Here is a 23,166-nt window from a genome sequence, read left to right on the forward strand (position 1 = left end):
TGTTGCGCGGTGGATCATATCCCAAAGGGGAGCCGCCGCGATTCTGCAGTGCGGCACAGACCTTGTAGACACCGATCACCGGCAGGAGGCCCACATGGCACTGGATACGAAACACGCCGACTATGACGCCCCGCAAAAAGACCTTTACGAAGTGGGCGAGATGCCCCCGATGGGTCACGTTCCGAAACAGATGTATGCTTGGGCCATCCGTCGCGAACGGCATGGCGATCCGGACAGCGCGATGCTGCAAGAAGTCGTCGACGTGCCAGAGCTCGACAGTCAAGACGTGCTGGTCTTGGTCATGGCGGCAGGCATCAACTACAACGGTGTCTGGGCCGCGCGCGGCGTGCCGATCAGCCCCTTTGACGGCCACGGCGAACCTTATCACATCGCGGGCTCCGATGCCTCGGGCATCGTCTGGGCGGTGGGCGACAAGGTGACCCGCTGGAAAGTCGGCGACGAAGTGGTGATCCACTGCAACCAAGACGATGGCGACGATGAGGAATGCAACGGCGGCGACCCGATGTATTCCCCCAGCCAGCGGATCTGGGGCTATGAAACGCCGGACGGCTCCTTTGCGCAGTTCACCCGCGTGCAGAGCCAGCAGCTTATGCCGCGCCCCAAGCACCTGACATGGGAAGAAAGCGCCTGCTACACGCTGACGCTGGCCACTGCCTATCGGATGCTTTTCGGCCACGAGCCGCATGACCTGAAGCCCGGCCAGAACGTGCTGGTCTGGGGCGCCTCGGGCGGCCTCGGCTCCTATGCGATCCAGCTTATCAACACCGCAGGCGCCAATGCGATCGGCGTGATCTCGGACGAGAGCAAGCGCCAGTTCGTGATGGATTTGGGTGCCAAGGGCGTGTTGAACCGCAAGGACTTCAACTGCTGGGGCCAACTGCCCACGGTGAACACGCCGGAATATAACGAGTGGTTCAAAGAGGCCCGCAAGTTCGGCAAGGCGATCTGGGACATCACCGGCAAGGGCGTAAACGTCGACATGGTCTTTGAACATCCGGGTGAGGCGACATTCCCGGTCTCGACCTTCGTTGTGAAAAAAGGCGGCATGGTGGTGATCTGTGCCGGGACGAGCGGCTTCAACCTGACCTTCGACGTGCGCTATATGTGGATGCACCAGAAGCGTCTGCAGGGCAGCCACTTTGCCCATCTGAAGCAGGCGAGCGCGGCCAACAAGCTGATGATGGAACGCCGCCTTGATCCTTGCATGTCCGAGGTCTTTAGCTGGGCCGATCTGCCTGAGGCGCATATGAAGATGATGCGCAACGAGCATAAACCGGGCAACATGTCTGTTTTGGTGCAGGCGCCGACGACCGGGCTGCGCACGCTGGAAGATACGGTTATGGCGCGCGACTGAACCTGACTGATAGAATAAAACCAGAACCCCCGTGGCCTCGGCTGCGGGGGTTTTTCGTTTGGCTGTAACCGGAACAGAGACTTAGTGCAGCCTGCCCCGCCATTTAAGGGGGGGCGAAAAGCGCGGATGGTACGAATTCACGCACATGCTATGGTTGTATTAATCTGCCATTAACCAAAGCTGGGCGACTCTCATGCGAGATGATTGGATATTGGACGTATTGGCCGATCTAAGGGCTTTCGCCATGGCAAACCAACTGCCCCGTACTGCGGAACAGTTGGACGACGCGGCGCTTATCGCTCTGGCTGAAATGTCCGTGCAACGCGAAAGGGCCGCAGGCCGGGCGCATGAGGATAGAGCCGCATCTGGAACAAATTTGGGAAAGGCTGGCGCAGGCTGATGGGCAGCCAGCCCTTGAGCGCGCTTGCGCAGATCTGCGCGATCACTATGGCATTTTACATGTTGCCTATCATTGGGTTGATACGGCGGGTGCGCAATATGGCTGCGGCACCTATGGACCGCTCTGGTCAGAACGTTATCAGAACCGAAACTACCTGCGCATCGATCCGGTGGTCAGCGGCTGCTATCGTCGGTTTGAGCCAGTGGACTGGAAAGACCTTGATTGGTCCTCCCGTGCGGCGCGGAAATTCCGGCGGGACGCGCTGGATCATGGGGTGGGCGATCAGGGGTTTTCGGTGCCTATTCGGGGTCCGCATGGGCAGTTTGCGCTGTTTACCACCAATCACAGCTGCACCGACGCGGTCTGGGCCGCATTCACCGCGCGGCACCGGCGCGATCTGATCTGGGCGGCGCATTGTTTCAACGAAAAGGCGCTAGCGCTGGCCCCGGATCGTGCACCGGGGGCGGTGCAGGCGCTCTCCCCGCGAGAGGTGGATGCCATGACGCTGCTGGCGGTGGGCTATAGCCGCGCGCAAGTGGCCGAACGGCTGTCGATCTCGGAACACACGCTGCGCGCCTACGTGGAAAGCGCGCGGTTCAAGCTCGGGGCATCCAACACCACCCACGCCGTCGCACGCGCGCTGAGCCGGGGGCTGATCTTCGTCTGAGCCAGTTATTGCGCGAAATCAGAAGCGGGCTGGGCGAAGCCATCTGGCCCCCGGCGCAGGGCTCATTTAGGGTCGCCCAATGACATCTACTGCGCTCACCTATTCCGAAGACCAAGCCGCCGCCCATGATAAGGTGGCCGAGATGCTGCGCTCTGCGGGCATTGATCTGGATGATTCATTGCTGATGCCGCCTGCGGGCGGCCCGGATCAGGTGATGGCGGTGACCGGCAAGGCCGGATCGGGCAAAACGCTACTGCTGGCCGAGCTTTATCGTGCCTTGGAAGCGGCGGGCGTCGACATTGTGTCGGGTGATTACGAATCGCGCAAGAAACGTGAGAAACGCACGTTGGCGATCCTCGCGCCGACCAACAAAGCGGCGAGCGTCTTGCGTCTGCGCGGCGTGCCTGCGACGACGATCCATCGCATTCTCTACACGCCGGTTTACCACCCCGAATACGAGCGCATCGCGGAGTGGCTGACCGGGAATGGCGAAAAGCCCGACATCGAAGGGCTGAGCGAGGTCGCGCTGGACCGGGCAGCGGCGTTTTTCGCGAACAACAAATCCGTGCCCGGGGCGCTGGCGGCGGCGGGGCTGCGGGGCAGTGATTTCATCACCGGCTGGAAACGGCGGGAAGAGCCGCTCGACATTGGCTTTGTCGACGAAAGCTCGATGCTGGATGACAAGCAGTTCGAAGACCTGAAAGAGATTTTCCCGACGCTGCTGCTGTTTGGTGATCCCGCGCAGCTCGCGCCGGTGGGCCAGTCAGGCACGATGGTGTTTGAGAAGCTGCCCGAAAAGCGGGTGCTGAACCTCAACCGCATTCACAGGCAAGAGGCTGATAACCCGATCCTCGATATCGCCCATGCGTTGGCCGATCCACAGCTTGAGTTTCATGACTTTGAGCGGATGATCGAAGACGCGGCGCGCAAGGATGATCGCGTGGTCTGGGGTCAGCGGGTTGAAGTTGATCTGATGGCGCGCAGCCCAGTGCTGGTCTGGCGGAATGCCACGCGCATTCGGCTGATCAACGCCTTTCGCGCCGTGCATGGCGCCCCCGAAGATGCGCTGCTGGCGGGGGAGCCGCTGATCTGCGACGGGATCGAACTGCCGCTGAAGCACCGCAAGAAACGCCTCGACCTAGAAGCGCGCGGCCTGATCAAAGGCGCGCAGGTGGTCTATCTGGGCGAGGGACGCAAGCCGGGGTTCAGCCGGTTGCACGTTATCGGTGCCGAAGACCCGCAGGTGAGTGCGGCCTCGATCGTCAAAATCGAAAAGCCGGATGAGGAAGAACCCTTTATCCCCTTCGCCGCGCGTATGGGGGCCACGTTCTTGCATGGGGCGGCGGTGACGATCCACAAGGCGCAGGGCAGCCAGTGGGAAAACGTGCAGGTCTTTGCGCCCGACCTATACGCCGCCGCGCGGATGGGGCGCTCTGAGGCCGGGCAACCGCTGTGGAAACGGCTGGCTTACGTCGCCATCACCCGCGCGCAGGAGCGGCTGATCTGGGTGGTGCGCAACCGTCTTAGCAAACCATCCGGCCCGCTGCGCGTGGACGATCTGCGTGCCGCCCCGGCAGCCGCGCTGACGCTTGACGCGACCGAGGATGGCGCGGCTTAGCGGCGCAGCAGCCCAAAGACGGCAGAGGCGCCCCAGCCCGCGGTAATGGCGATAAAGAGCGACAGCAGCCCGTAGATAAAGGCCTGCTCATGGGCGAGGTTGAATAGCCATCGCTCCATCCCGACTTTGCGCACGTCGATCACCGTTTCATATTGCGCCACCACATCGCCGCCACGGGTCAGAAAAATCCGCGTGTCATAGGCGCCCTCGGTGAGCGAGGCGGGCAGGGCGACGGCGGCGCGGAAGAGGGTTTGTTCGTCGACCTTCACGCCGTCTTCGATGACTTGGTAGAGGTTCGCATCCTTGCGCACGCGGATCAGCGCATCGGTGAATTGGGTGGGGTCTGCGATCTCCATCGGGGCGCCGACAGAGCGGATGGCGCGAGGGATGGAGATGCGGTGGCGCAGGTCTTCGATACGTTTGAGCACTTCGGACAGCGGGCCAGAGGTGACCACGGCATAGAAACTCGGCGCGCGGTCGACCTCAATCGCGTCAGTGTTGACCCAGATACCAAAGCGCCGCTCTTTGCGCCGCACCATGATTGGGGTCGAGGGGCCAGAGACGGTAACGACCACTTCGAGCGGCGCGCCTTCGGGGATCGGGGTTTCACGTTTGACAGCGCCGTAGACGAGGATTTCGGACCCGTCGAAATTGGTGGTGATGGAGACTTCGGCTTGGCTGAGGCCCAACACGATCTCCTCCTCCGCCGTGGCGGTGAGGGCCGTGAGCAGCAGGCCAGCGAATGCGAGAACTGCGCGGATCATTCTGCCGCCACCGGGCTGAGGGAGTAAAGCTCGGACGGCTCCAGCAGCAAATCGAGCGCCAGCTTACCGCAGACCGCGAGAACCAGCACTGCCAGCAAAATGCGCAACTGTTCGGCCTGCATCCGCACGCCAATGCGCGTGCCAACCTGTGCACCCAGCACCCCGCCGACCAGCAAAAGCACCGCCAACACGATGTCGACCGTCTGGTTGGTGGTGGCGTGCAGCATGGTGGTGAAACCGGTCACGAAAATGATCTGCAACAGCGAGGTGCCGATCACCACTTTGGTGGGCATGCCCAGCAGATAGATCATCGCGGGCACCATGATGAACCCGCCGCCGACGCCCATGATGGCCGAGAGCATCCCGACCGCCGCGCCAACAAGCACCGGGGGGATCACCGAGATATAAAGCCCCGATACCCGAAACCGCATTTTCATTGGCAGGCCGTGGACCCAGTAGTGTTTTTTGCGCTGCACGCGCCCACCTTTGCGGGTGCGGCGGATCGCGCGGAGCGATTCAAAGAACATCAACCCGCCGATGATGCCCAGAAAAATCACGTAGCAAAGGGTCACCAGCAGATCGACCTGGCCCAGCGATTTCAGGTAGTTAAAGATGAACATGCCGATGCCCGAGCCGATGAGGCCGCCCGCCAGCAACACCCAGCCCATTCGGAAATCCACCGTGCGCCTTTTTAGGTGCGCCAGAAGGGCCGAGAAGGACGAGGCGACGATCTGGTTGGTCGAAGTCGCCACGGCCACGGCGGGGGGGATGCCGACAAAGAACAACAGCGGCGTGATCAAAAACCCGCCGCCGACGCCAAACATGCCCGATAGGATGCCCACAATTCCGCCCAGTCCCAGAAGGAGGAAGGCGTTAACCGATACCTCGGCGATGGGCAGGTAGATTTGCATGACGTTTCCTAGCCTCTAACGGCCGCGCAGTTCAACATAGCTTGTCGCGATAAAGCGACCACTGAGATAGGTTGCGCCGATCCGGCCCTCGGGTGCAAGGGCCGGAGAGGGGTGTCAGCGTTCTTTCACATAGGGCTCCCCGCCCGCGCGGGGCGGGATCGCCTTGCCGACGAAGCCCGCGAGGATCACCACGGTCATCAGATAGGGCAGCGCGCTCAATATCTGGCCCTGAACTTTGATGCCGATCACCGATTGGATCACGTCAGGCCGGGTTTCCAGCGCGCCGAATAGGCCAAAGAGCAGCGTCGCCCAGAGCGCGTACCACGGACGCCACTTGGCGAAGATCAGCGCGGCCAGCGCGATAAAGCCGCGGCCCGCCGACATGTCCTTGACGAAACCCGCCTGCAGCGCGGTGCTGAGGTAGGCCCCCGCCACGCCGCAGAGCAGGCCCGCGATGGCCACGGCGGCATAGCGCAGACCCACGACCGAGACACCTGCGGTGTCGACGGCGGCGGGGTTCTCGCCCACGGCGCGCAGGCGCAGGCCGAAGCGGGTGCGGAACAGGATCCACCATGTCAGCGGCACGGCGAGGAAGGCGGCATAGACGAGGATCGAATGGCCCGAGATCAGCTCTTCGTAAAGCGGGCCGATGATTGGCACATCGGCCATGGCATCAGCGAAGGGCAGGGTGATCGGCTCGAACCGGGCGCCGCCAAAGAGCGAGGGCGTGCGGCCCCCTTGGGCAAACCAGTCCTGCGCGATCAGCACGGTCATGCCGGCAGCGAGGAAGTTGATCGCCACGCCGGAGATCAGCTGGTTGCCGCGGAAAGTGATGGAGGCGAGGCCATGCACGGCGCTGAGTGCCAGCGAAGAGGCGATGCCTGCCGCCAGTCCGATCCAGACCGATCCGGTGATTGAGGCGAGCGCCGCCGAGAAGAAGGCCGCGGCCAGCATTTTGCCTTCGAGCCCGATGTCGAAGACCCCGGCGCGTTCGGAGAAGAGACCGGCAAGACAGGCCAGAAGCAGCGGCGTGGCCAGCCGAACGGTGCTGTCGAGCAATTGGATGAGCGTGATATAGTCCATAGGTCAGACCCGCTTTCTCAGGGGGGTATAGGGGCTCATTCCGCGCTCTCCGACTGGGCGCTGCGGGGGCCGGGTTTGGGCTCGCTGTCAGCGGAATTGGCTGGAGGGCCGGGGCGGCGGAACATCAGGAAAAGACGCTCCAGCGGCATCCGCACCATATTGTCGAGCGCGCCGGTAAAGAGGATCACCAGCGCCTGGATCACGACGATCAATTCGCGCGGGATCGAGGTCCAGAGCGCCAGTTCCGCGCCGCCTTGGTAGAGGAAACCGAAGAGCAGGGCGGCGAAGAAGACGCCCACGGGATGCGAGCGGCCCATAAGTGCCACGGCGATGCCGATAAAGCCTGCGCCTTCGGTCGCGTTCAGCACCAGACGCTCGCTTTCGCCCATGACGTTGTTGATCGCCATCAGCCCCGCCAGCGCGCCCGAGATGATCATGGTGACCATCGTGATTCGCACGGGCGAGATGCCCGCGTATTTGGCAGCAGGTTGCGAATGGCCATAGGCGCGGATTTCATAGCCAAGGCGCGTGCGCCAGATCAGCAGCCAGACCACGATACAGGCCGCAGCAGCGACGAGCAGCGAGATATTGGCAGGCGCGGATTTCGAGAAGGCGATGCCAAGCGGGGCCAGCAATTCATGCAACGTCGGTAGATGCACGGCTTCGGGAAAGCGGGCGCTGGCCGGGTCCATGCTGCCCGGCGGGCGCATGACGTTGACCAGAACATAGTTCAGCAGCGCCGCCGCGATAAAGTTGAACATGATCGTGGTGATTACGACGTGGCTGCCGCGTTTGGCTTGCAGCCAGCCGGGGATCGCAGCCCAGACGGCGCCGAAAAGCCCCGCCATGACACCTGCGCCGATCAGCGCCAGCGACCAGTGCGGCCACGGGATGTAAAGCGCGGCCAGTGCTACGCCCAAACCGCCCAGCATCGCCTGACCTTCGCCACCGATGTTGAACAGGCGCGCGTGGAAGGCCACGGCGACGGCGAGGCCGGTGAAGATGAAGTTAGTGGCGTAATAAAGCGTATAGCCCCAGCCATAGGTCGAGCCGAGCGCGCCTTTGACCATCAGTGTCACGGCGGCAATCGGGTCTTCACCGATGGCGAGGATCACCAGCGCCGAGAGCAGTGCCGCCAGCAACAGAGAGATCAGCGGCACGAGGATCACCTCGGCCCATTTTGGCATCACGTCCATCTCAGACCTCCTTGCTGGCGTCGCCGCCGGCGCGGGCGAGATTGGCTTCGACCTCGGCCACGCTGTGTTCGTTCTCGGTATCGGTGATGCCAGCCATCAAAAGCCCCAGTTCTTTCTCGTCGGTCTGGTCGGCGGCGCGTTCGCCCATGATCTGCCCGTCGAACATCACCGCGATGCGGTCCGACAGGGCGAGGATTTCTTCGAGTTCGACCGAGACCAGCAGGATCGCCTTGCCCTGATCGCGCAGGGCTATGATCTGTTCATGGATGAACTCAATCGCGCCAATGTCGACGCCGCGGGTGGGCTGGCCGATGAGCAGAAGGTCGGGGTTGCGCTCGATCTCACGGGCCAGAACGATTTTCTGCTGGTTCCCGCCCGAAAAGTTCTTGGCCGCCAGCGTCGGGTCAGGCGGGCGCACGTCAAAGCGGGCCATCTTGTCTTCGGCATCGGCGCGGATCGCGGCGTGGTCCATTAGCAGCCCGCTGTTGAAGCGGTCGTCGTGGTGGTAGCCGAAGACGTTATTCTCCCAAGCCTGAAAATCCATAATCAGACCCTCGCGCTGGCGATCTTCGGGCACATGGGCTACACCGCGCGCGCGGCGCGATTGGCCGTCGGATTTCTTGCCCGATAGGTCCAGCGGGGTGCCGTTTAGCGTGACGTTGCCGGTGCCATCGGCATAGCCGCCCAGCACCTCGAGCAGTTCGGATTGGCCGTTGCCTGCGACACCCGCAAGGCCCAGCACCTCACCAGCGCAGACTTGCAAATCAATGCCGCGCAGACGCTCAACGCCTTTGCCATCGACGACCCGCAGCCCTTTGACATCCAAAATGACATCGCCGGGCGTTGCGGGCTTTTTATTGACGCGCAGCAAGACCTTACGCCCGACCATCAGCTCGGCCAGTTCCGGCGGCGAGGTCTCGGCAGTCTTCACGGTCGCGGTCATCTTGCCCCGGCGCATGACCGACACGGTATCGGTGATCTCCATGATCTCGCGCAGCTTGTGGGTGATGAGGATGATGGTTTTGCCCTCAGAGCGCAGGCGCCCGAGGATGCGGAAAAGCTGATCAGCCTCGGCGGGGGTCAGCACGCCGGTCGGCTCGTCCAAGATCAGAATATCGGCCTGCCGGTAGAGCGCTTTGAGGATTTCCACGCGCTGCTGCATCCCTACGCCAATATCTTGGATCAGCGCGTCGGGGTCGACGTTGAGGCCGTAGTCTTCGGCAAGACTAATCAGCGACTTGCGGGCTTTAGAAAGCGAAGGCTTGAGCAAGCGACCATCTTCGGCCCCCAGAATGATGTTTTCCAGAACGGTGAAGTTCTCGACCAGTTTGAAGTGCTGGAAAACCATGCCGATGCCCGCCGCGATGGCGGCTTGGCTGTCGGGAATGTCGGTCTTTTTGCCACTGATGAAAATCTCACCCGCGTCGGCTTTGTAGAACCCATAAAGGATCGACATCAGCGTCGACTTGCCGGCGCCGTTTTCGCCGATAATCCCGTGGATCGTGCCGGGCATCACGCGGATCGAGATGTCTTTGTTGGCCTGTACCGGGCCGAAGGCTTTGGAAATGCCCTTAAGTTCAATCGCGGGAGCGGTATCGGTCATATCAAAAGGTCCTGCGGCCATTGCGGGTTTTGATCTGGGTTTGGCCCAATTCTTTCCGGGGCATGGCGTTCTCCGGTTCGGAAAGGGCCGCGCCGATGATACGGCGCGGCCCTAAGGGTTAGTTTGGTAAATTTAGGCTTAGAAGTCCAGCGCCGGGCAGCTGTCGTTCTCGTAGTAAGAGACCACTTTGATCTCACCGTCGATGATCTTCTGGCGCGCTTCGTCGACAGCGGCTTGCATCTCTTCGGTGACAAGGTCCTTGTTGTGCTCGTCAACGGCAACGCCGACGCCTTCTTCGGCAAGGCCGAGGGTCACGACTTCGCCAACTTCGAGGTCCTCGCCCGCCATCATCGCGTCATAGACCGCGACATCGACACGTTTCAGCATCGAGGTCAGGACCTTGCCCGGATGCAGGTGGTTTTGGTTGCTGTCCACGCCGATCGACAGGATGCCTTCGTCAGCGGCTGTTTGCAGCACGCCAACACCAGTGCCACCCGCCGCGGCATAAACCACGTCAGCGCCTTGGTTGATCTGCGCTTTGGTGATCTCGGAACCCTTTACCGGGTCGTTCCAAGCGGCGGGGGTGGTGCCCGTCATGTTGGCGATGACTTTGGCATCGGGGTTGGTTGCCATGACACCTTGGGCATAGCCGCAACCGAAGTGGCGGATCAGCGGCACGTCCATGCCACCGACAAAACCGACGGTATTCGACTTGGAGGCCATCGCGGCCATCACGCCGACAAGGTAGGACCCCTCATGCTCAGCAAAGCTGACCTGACGGACGTTGGGCAGGTCGAGCCAGTTCACGTCAACCACGGCAAATTTCGTGTCGGGGTAGTCAGGCGCGACGGTCGAGAGCGGATCCGCCATGGCGAAACCCATGGTGATGATCGGGTTGGCCCCGGATTCGGCAAAGCGGCGCAGAGCCTGCTCGCGCTGTGCTTCGGACTGCATTTCGATCTCGGCGAATTTGCCGCCGGTTTCTTCGGCCCAGCGGGTCGCGCCATTGAAGGCCGCTTCGTTAAAGCTTTTGTCGAATTTGCCGCCAAGGTCAAAAATCAGCGCGGGTTCGGCCAGCGCGGCGCCCGATGTCAGGGCCATGCCTGCGGCTGCGCCGAGGAATTTCGTCATGAGGGTCATTTATCGTCTCCCGGTTGTGGTGCCGGGCGGTCTGGCAAATGCTGCCGCCACGGCGTTTGTGGATCATTCGATCAGGTGTAATTTAGGGCGCAGGCGGGGGGTAGGGTCAACCGCTTTTTGCGGTCAACGCGGCGAGATCGCCACAGTGACCATGGGTCAAGTCGCGCCGCAGAATGCAGGCATCGACGGCTGGGGCATCAATGCGTGCGTAATAGGCACGGCGGGTTGCGATGCGGGCGAAGTTTTCACCGGTATAGAGGGCGCGGGCAGGTTGGTTATCGGCTGCGACCTCTAGAAAGGCGCTGGCGCAGTCTGCAGGCAGGGCGGCCAGCCAATCGCGCAGCAACGCGCGGCCAATGCCTTGGCGTTGGCAGCTGGGATCGACCGCGAGGGTCAGTAACTCAGATTCGCCCGCGATGGTGCGGGTCAGGGCAAAGCCGCCGGGGCGGGTAAAAAGCTGCACGAAGGGGCTGTCGAGCAGGCTTGCGAACTCCGCCTCCTGCCACGGCCTGTCTTGGGTAAAGGCGGCGGCATGAAGGGCGGCAAGCTCTGCCGCTGTCACGGTAGCAGCACCGGCGCGGCATCGCGTGCGGGTGCTGCATCGGCAGGGCGCAGGTAAAGCGGCGCGGGGCGTGCTGGGGTGCTGGCATAGCGGCGGGCCGTGAGGCGGGCGATGGCTTCGGCCACGGGCATCGCGGGAGGCTTTCCGCCCGCGCCGATCAGCGGGCCGGTGAAGGCTGGAAGGGCGGCGGCGTCATAGAGCGCGGGAGTAGAAATGTCGGGGTTGTCAAAGCCTTGGAGGAAGACCTGTTCGCGGCGGGCATCCACCGCACAGGCGCAGGGGCCATCGTGACCCTCGCGCAATGCTTCAAAGGCATCGACCCCGACCGCCGGAATGCCAAGGCCAAGTGCGAGCCCACGCGCGGCGGAGACGGCAATGCGGATGCCGGTGAAATTGCCCGGTCCGATGCCAACGCCAAGCGCGGTGAGGTCGGCATAGACCACATTGGCCTCAACCAGCAGCTCTTCGCAGAGTACCAGCACCCGTTCGGCTTGGCCCTTGGTCATCGGTTCAATCCGCGCCGCCAACACCTGGTCGCCCGACAGCAAAGCGGCCGCGCAATGCGCGGCCGATGTGTCGAAGGCCAGAATGAGCGGCCCGCTTGCGTGATGGTCAGGCAACCGGACGAACCTCTGTGACCTCGGGGATGTAGTGGCGCAGCAGGTTTTCGATGCCCATTTTCAGTGTCAAAGTGGACGAGGGGCAGCCCGCGCAGGCGCCTTGCATGTGCAGATAGACAACGCCACGCTCAAACCCGTGAAAAGTGATGTCGCCACCATCTTGGGCCACGGCAGGGCGCACGCGGCTGTCGAGCAACTCTTTGATCTGGCCGACAATTTCACCATCTTCACCGTCATGCGCGGCATGGCCCGATGTGGGCTGGTGGTCAGAGGCCATGACCGGCTCACCGGATTGAAAGTGTTCCATGATCGCGCCCAGCAGGGCGGGCTTCACATGGTCCCATTCCACGGCGTCTTGTTTGGTTACAGTCACGAAATCGGTGCCGAAGAACACGCCCGTCACACCCTCAACAGCAAAGAGCCGTTGGGCCAGCGGCGATGTCGCCCCGGCGTCTGGGGTCGGGAAATCGGCGGTGCCCATTTCCAGCACGGTCTGACCCGGCAGGAACTTGAGCGTTGCGGGGTTCGGAGTGGATTCGGTCTGGATGAACATGGGGTGTACCTCGCTTTCGGCGTGGGTTCTGATATGCGCCCGCACGGGCGGCAAGTCAAGGTTTAGAACCGTTCTAAATGGTATGTAGCCCACACGGAGGGGCGGGATGCAGGGCTGAGGCGGGCTTCAGAAGCGTTTAGGTGATCGCTTCGAGCCGTTCCTTGCTGAGCCCACCAGGCACAATGGTAATCGGCACTGGCAGATCGCCCGCGGAACGTGACAATTGCGTCACCAAAGGTCCGGGGCCTTTCTTACGGTCGCCACTGGCACCCAGCACCAGAACACCAATGTCTGGATCGTCAGAAAGTTGCTGAATGATCTCATCCGCAGGCTCGCCCTCGCGGATGATTAACTCAGGATCGACGCCCTGTTTGTCGCGCATCCATTTGGCGAAAACCTCGAAATGCACCTCAATCCGCTCGCGAGCCTCTTCGCGCATCAGGTCGCCGACGCCGATCCAATGGTTGAACTCTTCGGGCGGGATCACCGACAGGACGGCCACGCCGCCCCCAGTACGCGCCGCGCGCAGAGCGGCAAAGCGCATGGCATTCAAACATTCGGTGCTATCGTCCAGCACCACTAGGAACTTCCGCATCAAACCCTCTCTCCGCACCTCCTCCCGGTGCGGTACGATCATGGCGCGGGCGGGCGGCGCTGGCAATTGCTTTTGCGCGCCGCTGCCGCCCGGACCTTCAGCCGCGCTGACTTGCGGCCCAGTCCCAATACATTTCACGCACCCGGCGCGTGACCGGGTTTTGGTTGTCCCCGGTGCCATATTGCGTGTCGTCAAAGGCGCGGACGGGGGTGACCTTCATCATATTGCCCGACAGGAACACTTCATCGGCGGCATGGAAATCGTCAAAACTGAGGACGGTTTCATGCACCTTCATGCCCGCGTCGCGCATGTTCGACATATGCCGCGCGCGGGTGATCCCGGCAAGGAAGGTGCCGTTGGGAATGGGGGTGAAGACCTCGCCATCCTTGACCATAAAGACGTTCGCACTGGCGCTTTCGGCGACATTGCCCATGGCATCGGCCACCAGTGCGTTGCCAAACCCCTTGGAACGCGCCTCGACCATCATGCGGGCGTTGTTGGGATAGAGGCAGCCCGCTTTGGCGTTGACCACGTTGTCTTCCAGCACCGGGCGGCGGAAGCGGGTGCGGGTGAGGGTGGTTGCGGCCTCTGGCGGGGCCATGGGGATCGCCTCAAGGCTGATGGCAAATCCGGTGGCGCCTTCGCGCGGCACGATGCCCAACTCGTCGCCCGCAAGCGCCCAATACATCGGACGGATATATACCGCTTGATCGCGCGAATAGCTCTTCAGCCCCTCGCGGCACATCTCGATCATGTCCTCGGTCTCGACCGTTGGTGTGATCATCAGCGCGCGGGCAGAGCGGTTGATCCGGGCGCAATGTGCCTCCAGATCGGGGGCGAGCCCGTCAAACAGCCGCGCCCCGTCGAAAACGGTGGTGCCCAGCCATGCGCCGTGGTCCGCCGCCTTGATAGTGGGCAGATCGCCGTCGTGCCATGCGCCGTTGAAGTAGGTTTTGATGTCTGTGCCGGTGGCCATGTGACGATCCTTAGGAATTGCTGCGGTAGATGCCCTCGGGCAGGTTTAAGGCCGCTGTCAGATCGCGCAATTGCGCGGGGGACAGGGTGATCTTGGCCACACGATCTGTGCGCGCGTCCCATTGCTCGATCGTGATCTCCTCTGCAAAGGCAGAGACGGTCACGTCCTCGCGCAGGGGGGCGTCGGATTCGTCGATCAGGGTGATGACGGTGGCGTCGAATTCATGCTCAATGGTAAACATGAGGGCACATTAGGCTTTGTGCGGCCAAGCGCAAGACAGGCTTTGTGCTCGTGAGCGCAAGACAGACTTTGTGCGGATAAGTGCAAGGTTAGGTTCGGCGGGGCGTCAAAGCTCTGTGAACAGGGGTGGCAGTGACGACCTGTCATGATAGGTACAAGTTTGGAAAACCCGAGCGAGGACCTGTCGTGAGATTTATGAATGCCCTTGGCGCATTTGGCGTCATTGCCCTGCTTTCGGCCTGTGGCGTGGCACCGATCCAGACAGGGCCGATCCCTTCAGGCACGCCCAGCACGACGGGCTCTCAGTTGACTGCCGACGCTGCCGCACGCAGTTTTGTGCAGGTGGTCCGTACAGTTGAACCGGTGGCCGAGCGTGAGTGCCGTAACCGGACGTCGGGTATGAATTGCGATTTCAATATCGTGGTCGATGACCGCCCCGGCCAGCCCGCGAACGCCTTTCAGACGTTGGACGAAAACGGCCGTCCCATCGTTGCTTTCACCTTGGCGTTGATCGCAGATGCACGCAACGAGGACGAGCTTGCCTTTGTTCTGGGCCATGAGACCGCGCATCACATCGCAGGCCACATTGCCCGTCAGCAGCAGAACGCCATGGCAGGCGCGGTGATCTTTGCCGGGATCGCCACGCTGAGTGGCGGCGACGCAACCGCCGTGCGCACGGCGCAGGAACTGGGTGCTGAGGTCGGCGCGCGGCGGTACTCCAAGGACTTCGAGCTTGAGGCTGATGCCCTTGGAACGATCATCACCGCGCGGGCGGGCTATAATCCGCTGCGCGGGGCGGAATTCTTTACCCGCATCCCCGATCCGGGTGATCGTTTCCTTGGCACGCATCCGCCCAACAGTTCCCGGATCGACATCGTCCGGCGCACCATGGCGGGGCTGTGACGGTTTGCGAAAGCTAGACCGAGTGCTGAACGACCGCGGGTCGAAATACGCGGTGTCGGGCTGTGATGCCCGGGACCGGGCTGAGGTTGACGAGGCGCTGAAAGACCTCAAGCGCGACAAATCCTACGCCAAGGCCACGCATAACACTTGGGCGGTGCTGCTGTCAGACGGCGGCCCGCTGAAAGGGGATGATGGCGAATCCGGTGCCGGGATGGTGATCCTGCGCATGCTAGAACGGGAAGGGCTGGAGGATCACCTCATCATCGTCACCCGTTGGTACGGCGGCAAACATCTTGGTGGCGACCGCTTTCGTCATGTCCAGACCTGCGTGCGGGCCTATCTGGATGAACTCGCGGCCTAAAGGCTCAGCGCTATCGCGGCAAAGAAACAGGCCGTGGCGATCAACACAAAGACATGCCAGATCGCGTTTTGATAGCGCATGCCGGGATGGGCGTAGATCAACGTGCCTGCCGAGTAGGTAAGGCCGCCGACCGCCACCAGCGCCAGTGCGGCCCCGGGCAGATTGTGCCACATCGGATAGATCAGCAGGACGGAAAGCCAGCCCATCCCGAGGTAAAGCGCCAGTGATCCACGTGCATCAATGCGCCAGAACCAGAGTTTGGCCACTGCGCCGATCACAGCCAAGGCCCAGACCACGCCGAGTATGCCGTAAGCAAAGCCCGATCCGATCACCATGACCAGGGGCGTATAGGTGCCCGCAATCTTGAAATAGATCGCCGCATGATCGACACGGCCTAAAAAGGCGCGGCTGCGGTCGAAGGGCAGCAGGTGATAGACGGCAGAGGCGGTGAAAGAGGCGAGGATGCAGGCGGCGTAGATCGCCGTAGCGGTCAACTGCCCCTCTTGTCCGGCGGCGTGGATCATCAGCAGGATGCTGGCGGGAATGGCGAATCCGAGGCTGAGCACATGCACGGTGCCGTCAGCTAAAGTCTCAGCGATGGAGGTCGGATAGCTCATAGAAGAAAGCTAGCAGCGAAGCGCTTCGCTGCCATAGGTGACGAGGCGTAAACCGCGCCGACACGGCAAGTCAGCGCGGTTTGTTGCCGTCGATCCAGCGCGACATCAGGGTCTTGTCGCGAAAACACTCCTGCGGCACGTCGCGGCGCTTCAATCGCGCGATGCGTTCGGCAAAGGCGACCTGCTTGGCAGACGGGTAGGCGGCGAAAGGCCCCTCTAACGCCTGCGGTTTATGGGCGTCGATCCATTCGGACACCGCTGTGCGGTCACCCTCGATCCCTTCGGGCAACGTGCTGCCCGTTCTCTTGGCAAGGGTCCGGGCGTATTGCATCTGTTTTTCGGTTGCGGGCATGCGGCGGTCGGCCTGTTTGGGCTGTGCACTGTCGCTGCCGCGCGGCGGGCGACCCTGTTGGTCAGGGTCGAAGATGCCGGGAAACTGAGGTTGAAAAGACATGTGGTCATTCCTCTGCTACTGCGTTCTGCATATAGAACAGAAAGGGAACATGTTCAAGTCTCTCCGTATTCTCGCCCTTCCTTAAGGGTATATCTAGTAGCGGGGTGGTTTGGTTCCACAATATCGGCGAAATGTAGGGTTAGCGCAGGGACGCTGCGGCCTCAGCGATAAGTTCCGCCGCTCTGCGCATTCGCGCAGGCATGGGCCGTCCGCGACGCGAAGCGAGCCAAAGATCATGCCAGCGCCGTTTGGGCAGAGGCAGCAGCCGAAGCTGGTCCTTCGCGGCAAAAGTCTCGACCCCGCTGCGGGGCAAAAGCGTGTAGCCCACCCCCCTCGCCACCGCCGCCGGAATCTGGCCGATTTGGTTCACATATCCCCGAAGGCGGATCCGGTCGGCCCCCGGATAGTTGCCCGGAAAATTCAACTGCAACAGATCGTCGGCATAGGCAAAGCCATCGGGATGCGCGATGAAGCCGCGGGTTTCAAGATCGGAGAAACTTTCTATCTGTTCCAATGCATTAACCGGCAGAACAAGGCAAAGTTCCTCGCGCCCGAGATGCTGGGCCTCCAGTCTGGCATGGGCGGGATCATCGGCCAGCACACCCAGATCGAACCGCCCATCCAGCAACCCGGCGCGGATCGTGGCTTGGGGTGCGGCTTCAAGGTGCAGGGAGAGGTCCGGCGCGTTGGCCATCCACTCCAGCAGTAGGGGTTGGAGCAATATGGCGAAACTGCCGGAGCAGGCGATATGCACCACGCCCCGGTCAGGCAGATCGGTGGCGATGCGTTCGCGCAGTCGCTGCTCTTCGCGGCGGCGGGCAAGGCCGGTCTCGAACAGCGCTTCGCCCGCCGGAGTCAGGGTGAAACTTTTCCCGTCGCGCGCGATCAGCGGCTGACCCAACTGGTCCTCCAGCTTGCGCAGATGCTGCGACACGCCGGGCTGCGTCATATTGAGCCGCTCTGCCGTGCGGGTGAAATGGCCCGCCTCGCAAAGGGTGGTGAAGGTCTCAAGCCACGTGGCGTTCAGCATATCAAACGTTTCGTTATGATTTCGATGAGGTTTGATAATTTCACATGTGGGGCGTGCCTGTCTATCTCAAGTCCAACGCAAACAGGAGAAACCCCATGACCACCCCCCGTACCTTTTCCCACATCGGCCTATCTGTGCCGGACCTCGACGCTGCGGTGAAATTCTATTCCGAAGTGTTGGGCTTTTACGTCGTGATGCAGCCCACCGAAGCGGTGGAGGATGACACCGCCATCGGCGTCATGTGCACCGATGTCTTCGGCCCCGGCTGGGGTTCGCTGCGCATTGCCCATCTTGCGACAGCGGATGGTATCGGCATCGAAATCTTCGAATTCCCCGGCAATTACGCCCCAGAGGAAAAGCTGGAGCACAAGCGCCACGGCACCTTCCACTTCGCCATCCAAGACCCGGACGTCGAAGGGTTACTTGAGCGGATCGTCGCGGCGGGCGGCAAGCAGCGGATGCCGGTTCGGGAATATTTCCCGGGCGAGAAACCCTACCGCATGGTCTATGTCGAGGATCCTTTCGGCATCGTGTTCGAGCTTTACAGCCACAGCTATGAGCTGACCTATTCGGCGGGCGCCTACGTCTAAGGCCGCCCTAGGGGGCGTCAGGTGATCTGACGTCCCCAAAGATCGTATTCGCCTGCCTCTTCGACTTCGACGGTGACGATATCGCCGACTTTGAGGTTCTGGAAATCCTCGTCGATGAAAAGGTTGCCGTCGATCTCAGGCGCGTCGGCTTTGGTGCGGCAGGTCGCGGCGTCTGCGTCGATCTCGTCGACGATCACGTCGATGCGCTTGCCGACTTTGGCGGCGAGCTTAGCCTCAGAAATGGCCTGTGCCTTTTCCATGAATCGGTCCCAGCGGTCTTGTTTGACCTCCGGTGCGACATGGTCGGGCAGGGCGTTGGAGCGTGCGCCTTCGACGTTTTCGTATTGGAAGCAGCCGACCCGGTCGAGTTGCGCTTCGTCCAGCCAGTCGAGCAGGGTTTGGAATTCCGCCTCGGTCTCGCCCGGGTAGCCGACGATGAAGGTCGAGCGCAGGGTGATGTCGGGGCAGGTATCGCGCCAAGCGGCGATCTCATCGAGGGTTTTCGACGCGGCGGCGGGGCGGGCCATGCGTCTCAACACGTCCGGGTGGGCGTGCTGAAACGGGATGTCGAGGTAGGGCAGCACCAGCCCTTCGGCCATGAGCGGGATCAGTTTGCGCACATGGGGGTAGGGGTAGACGTAGTGTAGCCGCACCCATGCGCCCAAGCTGCCGAGGTCACGGGCCAAATCGGTGATATGGGCGCGGTGGCCACGGTCTTCTGCGTGTTTGATGTCGACCCCGTAGGCTGAGGTGTCTTGGCTGATGACCAGCAGTTCCTTGACGCCATTGTCGACCAGCCGCTCGGCTTCGCGCATCACCGCATGGGCGGGGCGGCTTTGCAGGCGTCCGCGCATGTCGGGGATGATGCAGAACTTGCACTTGTGGTTACAGCCCTCGGAAATCTTGAGGTAGCTGTAGTGGCGCGGGGTGAGCGAGACTTGCTGCGCGGGCAGCAGATCAATGAAGGGATCGGGGCTGGGCGGCACCGCGCCATGCACCGCGTCGAGCACCTGTTCGTATTGATGCGGGCCGGTCACGGCGAGGATCTTGGGGTGGTGTTCGCGGATATAATCCGGCTCGGCCCCCAGGCAGCCGGTAACAATCACCTTGCCGTTTTCGGTCAGCGCTTCGCCGATGGCGTCGAGGCTTTCGGCCTTGGCACTGTCGAGGAAACCGCAGGTGTTCACGATCACCGCATCGGCGCCTGCATAATCGGGCGAGACGCCATAGCCTTCGGCGCGCAGCCGCGTCAGAATGCGTTCAGAATCCACCAGCGCCTTGGGGCAGCCAAGGCTGACCATGCCGATTGTCGGCTGGCCGGGGCGGGCGGGGTTGCTGATCTTCGCCTGTGGGGCGAGGTCGGGGCGCAGATTGGGTGGGTTTGTGCTCATGGCTTGCGCTATAAGGCAAGCGGATGAGCGGGGAAAGAGCCGCCGGGCAGGAGGAGAGAGCCTTGAGATGGATTATTCGGGGCATCGGCGCGCTGTTGCTGATTGTTGTGATCATGCTGGGGGCGTTGTTCTTGCTGCCCGGCGAACGGATCGCGCGGATCGCCAGTGACCAACTCAGCCGGATGACCGGGCGCGAGGTGTCGATCACCGGCGATGTGGGTGTAACGCTCTGGCCGGTGCTGGGGGTCACAGCGGGCGGGCTTGAGGTTGGCAATGCTGACTGGACCGACAAGGGCGCGATGTTGACGGCGGCGAATGCGGCGATTGGGGTGGATGCGGGTGCGCTGCTTCGTGGTGAGATACGCATTACCAATATCGCGGCGCAAAGTCCGGTGATCCGGCTGGAGCAACGCCGCGACGGGCGGGCAAGCTGGCAATTCACCGACAGCGCCAGCGGCGCGCAGATTGAGACAGAGAGCGAGCCGACCTCCAAAAGGCGGCCCCTAAGCATCCAAAAACTGGCGGTGACAGATGCCACGCTGATCTATGACGCGGAAGGGGCCGATGTGCTGCGTTATGAAGGCGTCGATCTGGAACTGGATTGGCCCGAACAAGACGGTGCGGCAGAGATTGCCGCCAGCATGGCCCCAGCGGGCGCGGGGGTTGACCTGACCGCGCGAATCGAAGGTTTCGCGGATTTTCTGAACGGCGGCGTGCAGCCGCTGCGGGCCGATGTCACCACGCGCGGTGGCGAGATCGGGTTTGATGGGCGCGGATCGCTCGACGGTGCGCTGGCTGGGGAGCTGCGGATCGACAGCGCGGATACGGCGCGGTTTTTGGCGTCCTTTGGTGCAAGCGGTGTCACGCTGCCGCAGGGCTTGGGACAGTCGGTCGACCTGCGCAGTGGGCTGACGTTGACGGCGGATCGGCGTCTTGCGCTGCGCAATATCGCGCTGGATTTGGGTGGCAACAGCCTGACCGGGCAGGCCGATCTGGCACTGAACGGCACGCCACGGATCACCGCAAACCTGCGCACCGGGGCGCTGGACCTCTCGGCCCTGTCGGAAGGCGGGGCAGAAACGAACGGCACCAGCAGCCAAACGCAGGGTGACGCGTCGGAGGGCTGGTCCCGACAAGAAATCAACGCGGACTGGCTTGCCGCTTTTGACGGCGATATCGCGCTGAGCGCGGAAAGCATCGATCTGGGGCAACTCGACCTCGGCCCCACACGGGCCGTGCTGCGCAATGACCGCGCGCGGATGGTGTTCGACCTACAGGACATGAGCGCGTATGGCGGGAAGGTCGCCGGTGAGTTTGTGATGAACAACCGCAGTGGCCTGTCGGTGGGCGGCAAGCTGACGGCGCAGGGCGTGCAGATGCGCGACCTGCTGGAAGATACCGCCGGGGTGACGCGGTTTAGTGGGGACGGGACAGCGGCGCTGTCTTTCCTCGGCTCCGGGCAATCGCTGGACGCGATCATGCGCTCGCTCAGTGGCAATGGGACGCTGAGCATGGGGCGGGGCACGATTGCCGGGATCGATCTGGATGCGCTCTTGGGGTCGGTAGACGCTGAGGGCGGCAGCACGGTTTTCGATTCCATGGAAGCGACATTCGACATCGCCCAAGGGGTTCTGCGCAATGATGACCTGCTAATGCTGCTGCCAAACTTTAACGCGACCGGGGCAGGGCAGGTCAATCTGGGCGCACGGACGCTTGATTATACGTTCACGCCCAAGGCACTGCGCGTCAATGCGTCGCGCGGCGGGCTGGCGGTGCCGGTGCGGATCACGGGGCCATGGGCCGATCCGCAGATCAAGCCCGACCTGCGTGCCGCGATCGATCTGAACTTTGCCGAAGAAAAGCAGCAGGCCGAAGATAAAGTGCGCGAAAAGATACAGGAAGAGTTGAACATCTCACCGGATGACAGCCGCTCGACCGAAGATATCGTCAAGGATGAGTTGGAGAACGCCGTCAGGCGCGAATTGTTCAAACTCTTTGACTAGCCCAAGGCCGCCCCGCTCTGTGCCACCTGCGAAACTCATGGTGGCGCAGACGGGCGGGCTGCGGTAAGGCTGGCGCGACATTCTAGGAGAGGCGCAATGGCCAACGATCTTTTCAACAGCTTCATGACCGGCCCCGACGAACAGGGCCGTTTCGGCGATTTCGGCGGGCGCTTTGTCTCAGAAACGCTGATGCCGCTCATTCTTGAACTGGAAGAGCAATATGAGAAGGCCAAGACCGACGACAGTTTCTGGGCCGAGATGCATGATCTGTGGACCCACTACGTCGGTCGCCCCAGCCCGCTTTATCACGCCGAACGGCTGACCGAACATCTGGGCGGCGCCAAGGTCTATATGAAACGCGACGAGCTGAACCACACCGGCGCGCATAAGATCAACAACGTGCTGGGCCAGATCATCCTCGCCCGCCGCATGGGCAAGAAGCGCATCATTGCGGAAACCGGCGCGGGACAGCACGGTGTCGCCACCGCGACGGTCTGTGCCAAGTTCGGTCTGAAATGCGTGGTCTACATGGGCGCGCATGATGTTGAGCGTCAGGCACCCAACGTTTTCCGCATGCGCTTGCTGGGTGCCGAGGTGGTGCCGGTGACCTCTGGTCGCGGCACGCTGAAAGACGCGATGAACGACGCGCTGCGCGACTGGGTGACCAATGTGCGCGACACTTTTTATTGCATCGGCACCGTGGCCGGGCCGCACCCCTATCCGGCGATGGTGCGTGATTTCCAGAGCATCATCGGCAAGGAAGTCCGCACGCAGATGGAAGAGGCCGAGGGCCGTCTGCCCGACACGCTGATCGCCGCCATCGGTGGTGGGTCGAACGCCATGGGCCTGTTCTACCCCTTCCTTGACGACAAGTCGGTCAACATCATCGGGGTCGAGGCTGGCGGCAAAGGCGTGAACGAAAAGATGGAGCATTGCGCCTCCCTCACCGGGGGTCGCCCCGGCGTGCTGCATGGCAACCGCACCTATCTGCTCCAAGACGACGATGGGCAGATCCTCGAAGGCTTTTCAATCTCGGCGGGGCTGGACTATCCGGGCATCGGGCCAGAGCATTCGTGGCTGCATGACATCGGTCGCGCCAATTATGTCTCAATCACCGACCGTGAGGCGCTGGAGGCGTTCCAGCTGTGCTGTTCCCTCGAAGGCATCATCCCGGCATTGGAGCCGAGCCACGCGCTGGCCCATGTGATGAAGATCGCGCCGGAACTGCCGAAAGATCACCTGCTGGTGATGAACATGTGTGGTCGCGGCGACAAAGATATCTTCACCGTCGCCCGGGCATTGGACTTCGACATGGGTGAATTCGCCTAAATTCGCTTCCGAATCTGAGTGGAATTTGACGGGCCTGCGTGAAAACGCGGGCCCGTTTTTTTGTGGGCCAGAGGGATGCGTTGAATTTCAGCGTAAACTTTGGGCAGGGGGCGAGCTTCCTTCAAGGAAAAACCAGAAAAAACTTTCTTATGCGGAAAAGAGCGGCTAGCTTTCGGTTGCAGCCT

Annotated in this window: 24 protein-coding genes; 8 read left to right on the forward strand and 16 right to left on the reverse strand. The window is 62.1% G+C overall.

Annotated features, from left to right (window positions below; translation table 11 throughout):
• The first annotated feature begins 94 nt into the window (after positions 1-94).
• The 3 genes from ccrA (at position 95) to ACSQ16_RS07065 (ending at position 4,060) form a co-directional block, all read left to right on the forward strand.
• A complete protein-coding gene (gene ccrA / locus ACSQ16_RS07055) occupies positions 95-1,375 on the forward strand; it encodes a crotonyl-CoA carboxylase/reductase (RefSeq protein ID WP_243261172.1) in 1,281 nt (426 codons plus the stop codon).
• A gap of 347 nt (positions 1,376-1,722) precedes the next feature.
• Positions 1,723-2,442 carry a helix-turn-helix transcriptional regulator gene (locus tag ACSQ16_RS07060; RefSeq protein WP_243261171.1) on the forward strand — a complete coding sequence of 240 codons (720 nt, stop codon included), beginning with the start codon at positions 1,723-1,725 and terminating at the stop codon, positions 2,440-2,442.
• 79 nt (positions 2,443-2,521) lie between these two features.
• Positions 2,522-4,060 (forward strand): ATP-dependent DNA helicase, encoded by a 1,539-nt coding sequence (locus tag ACSQ16_RS07065; protein WP_243261170.1) that lies wholly within the window; start codon positions 2,522-2,524, stop codon positions 4,058-4,060.
• Here the strand turns inward: ACSQ16_RS07065 and ACSQ16_RS07070 are convergent.
• The 12 genes from ACSQ16_RS07070 to ACSQ16_RS07125 all read right to left on the reverse strand — a co-directional run bounded on the left by ACSQ16_RS07070 (position 4,057) and on the right by ACSQ16_RS07125 (position 14,304).
• Complete coding sequence (locus ACSQ16_RS07070) at positions 4,057-4,824, reverse strand: TIGR02186 family protein (protein WP_243261169.1); 768 nt, start codon at positions 4,822-4,824, stop codon at positions 4,057-4,059. The genes ACSQ16_RS07065 and ACSQ16_RS07070 overlap by 4 nt on opposite strands.
• Entirely contained in the window at positions 4,821-5,735 is a 915-nt protein-coding gene (locus ACSQ16_RS07075) for a sulfite exporter TauE/SafE family protein (RefSeq protein ID WP_243261168.1), read from the reverse strand. The genes ACSQ16_RS07070 and ACSQ16_RS07075 overlap by 4 nt, the downstream gene beginning before the upstream one ends.
• A gap of 114 nt (positions 5,736-5,849) precedes the next feature.
• Positions 5,850-6,818, reverse strand: a complete 969-nt coding sequence (locus tag ACSQ16_RS07080) for an ABC transporter permease (RefSeq protein ID WP_243261167.1) — start codon at positions 6,816-6,818, stop codon at positions 5,850-5,852.
• Between the two features lie 35 nt (positions 6,819-6,853).
• A complete protein-coding gene (locus ACSQ16_RS07085; RefSeq protein WP_317405863.1) occupies positions 6,854-8,014 on the reverse strand; it encodes an ABC transporter permease in 1,161 nt (386 codons plus the stop codon).
• Position 8,015: 1 nt separating this feature from the next.
• Complete coding sequence (locus ACSQ16_RS07090) at positions 8,016-9,617, reverse strand: ABC transporter ATP-binding protein (RefSeq protein ID WP_093928628.1); 1,602 nt, start codon at positions 9,615-9,617, stop codon at positions 8,016-8,018.
• 138 nt (positions 9,618-9,755) lie between these two features.
• Entirely contained in the window at positions 9,756-10,757 is a 1,002-nt protein-coding gene (locus tag ACSQ16_RS07095; RefSeq protein WP_093928435.1) for a BMP family lipoprotein, read from the reverse strand.
• Between the two features lie 106 nt (positions 10,758-10,863).
• Positions 10,864-11,319: a GNAT family N-acetyltransferase gene (locus ACSQ16_RS07100; protein ID WP_243261165.1), complete on the reverse strand. Its 456-nt coding sequence runs from the start codon at positions 11,317-11,319 to the stop codon at positions 10,864-10,866.
• Complete coding sequence (gene tsaB / locus ACSQ16_RS07105; RefSeq protein WP_243261164.1) at positions 11,316-11,939, reverse strand: tRNA (adenosine(37)-N6)-threonylcarbamoyltransferase complex dimerization subunit type 1 TsaB; 624 nt, start codon at positions 11,937-11,939, stop codon at positions 11,316-11,318. The genes ACSQ16_RS07100 and tsaB overlap by 4 nt, the downstream gene beginning before the upstream one ends.
• Positions 11,932-12,492: a NifU family protein gene (locus tag ACSQ16_RS07110; RefSeq protein WP_093928438.1), complete on the reverse strand. Its 561-nt coding sequence runs from the start codon at positions 12,490-12,492 to the stop codon at positions 11,932-11,934. Before ACSQ16_RS07110 ends, tsaB begins: the two co-directional genes overlap by 8 nt.
• 136 nt (positions 12,493-12,628) lie before the next feature.
• Entirely contained in the window at positions 12,629-13,087 is a 459-nt protein-coding gene (locus ACSQ16_RS07115) for a universal stress protein (RefSeq protein ID WP_093928439.1), read from the reverse strand.
• A 97-nt stretch (positions 13,088-13,184) separates the two neighbouring features.
• Positions 13,185-14,063: a branched-chain amino acid aminotransferase gene (locus tag ACSQ16_RS07120; protein WP_067942742.1), complete on the reverse strand. Its 879-nt coding sequence runs from the start codon at positions 14,061-14,063 to the stop codon at positions 13,185-13,187.
• Between the two features lie 10 nt (positions 14,064-14,073).
• A complete protein-coding gene (locus ACSQ16_RS07125) occupies positions 14,074-14,304 on the reverse strand; it encodes a hypothetical protein (protein ID WP_007117540.1) in 231 nt (76 codons plus the stop codon).
• A 194-nt stretch (positions 14,305-14,498) separates the two neighbouring features.
• Here ACSQ16_RS07125 and ACSQ16_RS07130 point away from each other — a divergent pair, with 194 nt between their 5' ends.
• Positions 14,499-15,206, forward strand: a complete 708-nt coding sequence (locus ACSQ16_RS07130; protein WP_167360276.1) for a M48 family metallopeptidase — start codon at positions 14,499-14,501, stop codon at positions 15,204-15,206.
• A 4-nt stretch (positions 15,207-15,210) separates the two neighbouring features.
• The gene (locus ACSQ16_RS07135; protein WP_243261163.1) at positions 15,211-15,567 is read left to right on the forward strand and encodes a YigZ family protein; all 357 of its coding nucleotides are present in this window, start codon (positions 15,211-15,213) and stop codon (positions 15,565-15,567) included.
• On the opposite strand, the gene trhA is transcribed toward ACSQ16_RS07135, so the two are convergent.
• The 3 genes from trhA to ACSQ16_RS07150 form a co-directional block, all read right to left on the reverse strand.
• On the reverse strand, positions 15,564-16,184 hold the full coding sequence (trhA, locus tag ACSQ16_RS07140; RefSeq protein ID WP_093928443.1) for a PAQR family membrane homeostasis protein TrhA: 621 nt from the start codon (positions 16,182-16,184) through the stop codon (positions 15,564-15,566). The two genes, ACSQ16_RS07135 and trhA, sit on opposite strands and share 4 nt — an antisense overlap.
• Before the next feature lie 70 nt (positions 16,185-16,254).
• A complete protein-coding gene (locus tag ACSQ16_RS07145) occupies positions 16,255-16,638 on the reverse strand; it encodes a hypothetical protein (protein ID WP_082849545.1) in 384 nt (127 codons plus the stop codon).
• Between the two features lie 139 nt (positions 16,639-16,777).
• Positions 16,778-17,668 carry a LysR family transcriptional regulator gene (locus ACSQ16_RS07150; RefSeq protein WP_243261162.1) on the reverse strand — a complete coding sequence of 297 codons (891 nt, stop codon included), beginning with the start codon at positions 17,666-17,668 and terminating at the stop codon, positions 16,778-16,780.
• A gap of 95 nt (positions 17,669-17,763) precedes the next feature.
• Between ACSQ16_RS07150 and ACSQ16_RS07155 the strand changes: the two genes are divergently transcribed.
• On the forward strand, positions 17,764-18,258 hold the full coding sequence (locus ACSQ16_RS07155) for a lactoylglutathione lyase family protein (RefSeq protein ID WP_243261161.1): 495 nt from the start codon (positions 17,764-17,766) through the stop codon (positions 18,256-18,258).
• 17 nt (positions 18,259-18,275) lie between these two features.
• Here the strand turns inward: ACSQ16_RS07155 and rimO are convergent, their stop codons facing one another.
• Positions 18,276-19,649 carry a 30S ribosomal protein S12 methylthiotransferase RimO gene (rimO, locus tag ACSQ16_RS07160; RefSeq protein ID WP_243261160.1) on the reverse strand — a complete coding sequence of 458 codons (1,374 nt, stop codon included), beginning with the start codon at positions 19,647-19,649 and terminating at the stop codon, positions 18,276-18,278.
• 62 nt (positions 19,650-19,711) lie between these two features.
• Between rimO and ACSQ16_RS07165 the strand changes: the two genes are divergently transcribed.
• Both ACSQ16_RS07165 and trpB read left to right on the forward strand, forming a co-directional pair.
• A complete protein-coding gene (locus ACSQ16_RS07165) occupies positions 19,712-21,652 on the forward strand; it encodes an AsmA family protein (protein WP_243261159.1) in 1,941 nt (646 codons plus the stop codon).
• A 96-nt stretch (positions 21,653-21,748) separates the two neighbouring features.
• The gene (gene trpB / locus ACSQ16_RS07170; protein ID WP_093928449.1) at positions 21,749-22,981 is read left to right on the forward strand and encodes a tryptophan synthase subunit beta; all 1,233 of its coding nucleotides are present in this window, start codon (positions 21,749-21,751) and stop codon (positions 22,979-22,981) included.
• Positions 22,982-23,166 lie beyond the last annotated feature (185 nt).

It is taken from the genome of Sulfitobacter sp. SH24, from assembly GCF_965641895.1.
Lineage (GTDB): Bacteria > Pseudomonadota > Alphaproteobacteria > Rhodobacterales > Rhodobacteraceae > Sulfitobacter > Sulfitobacter dubius.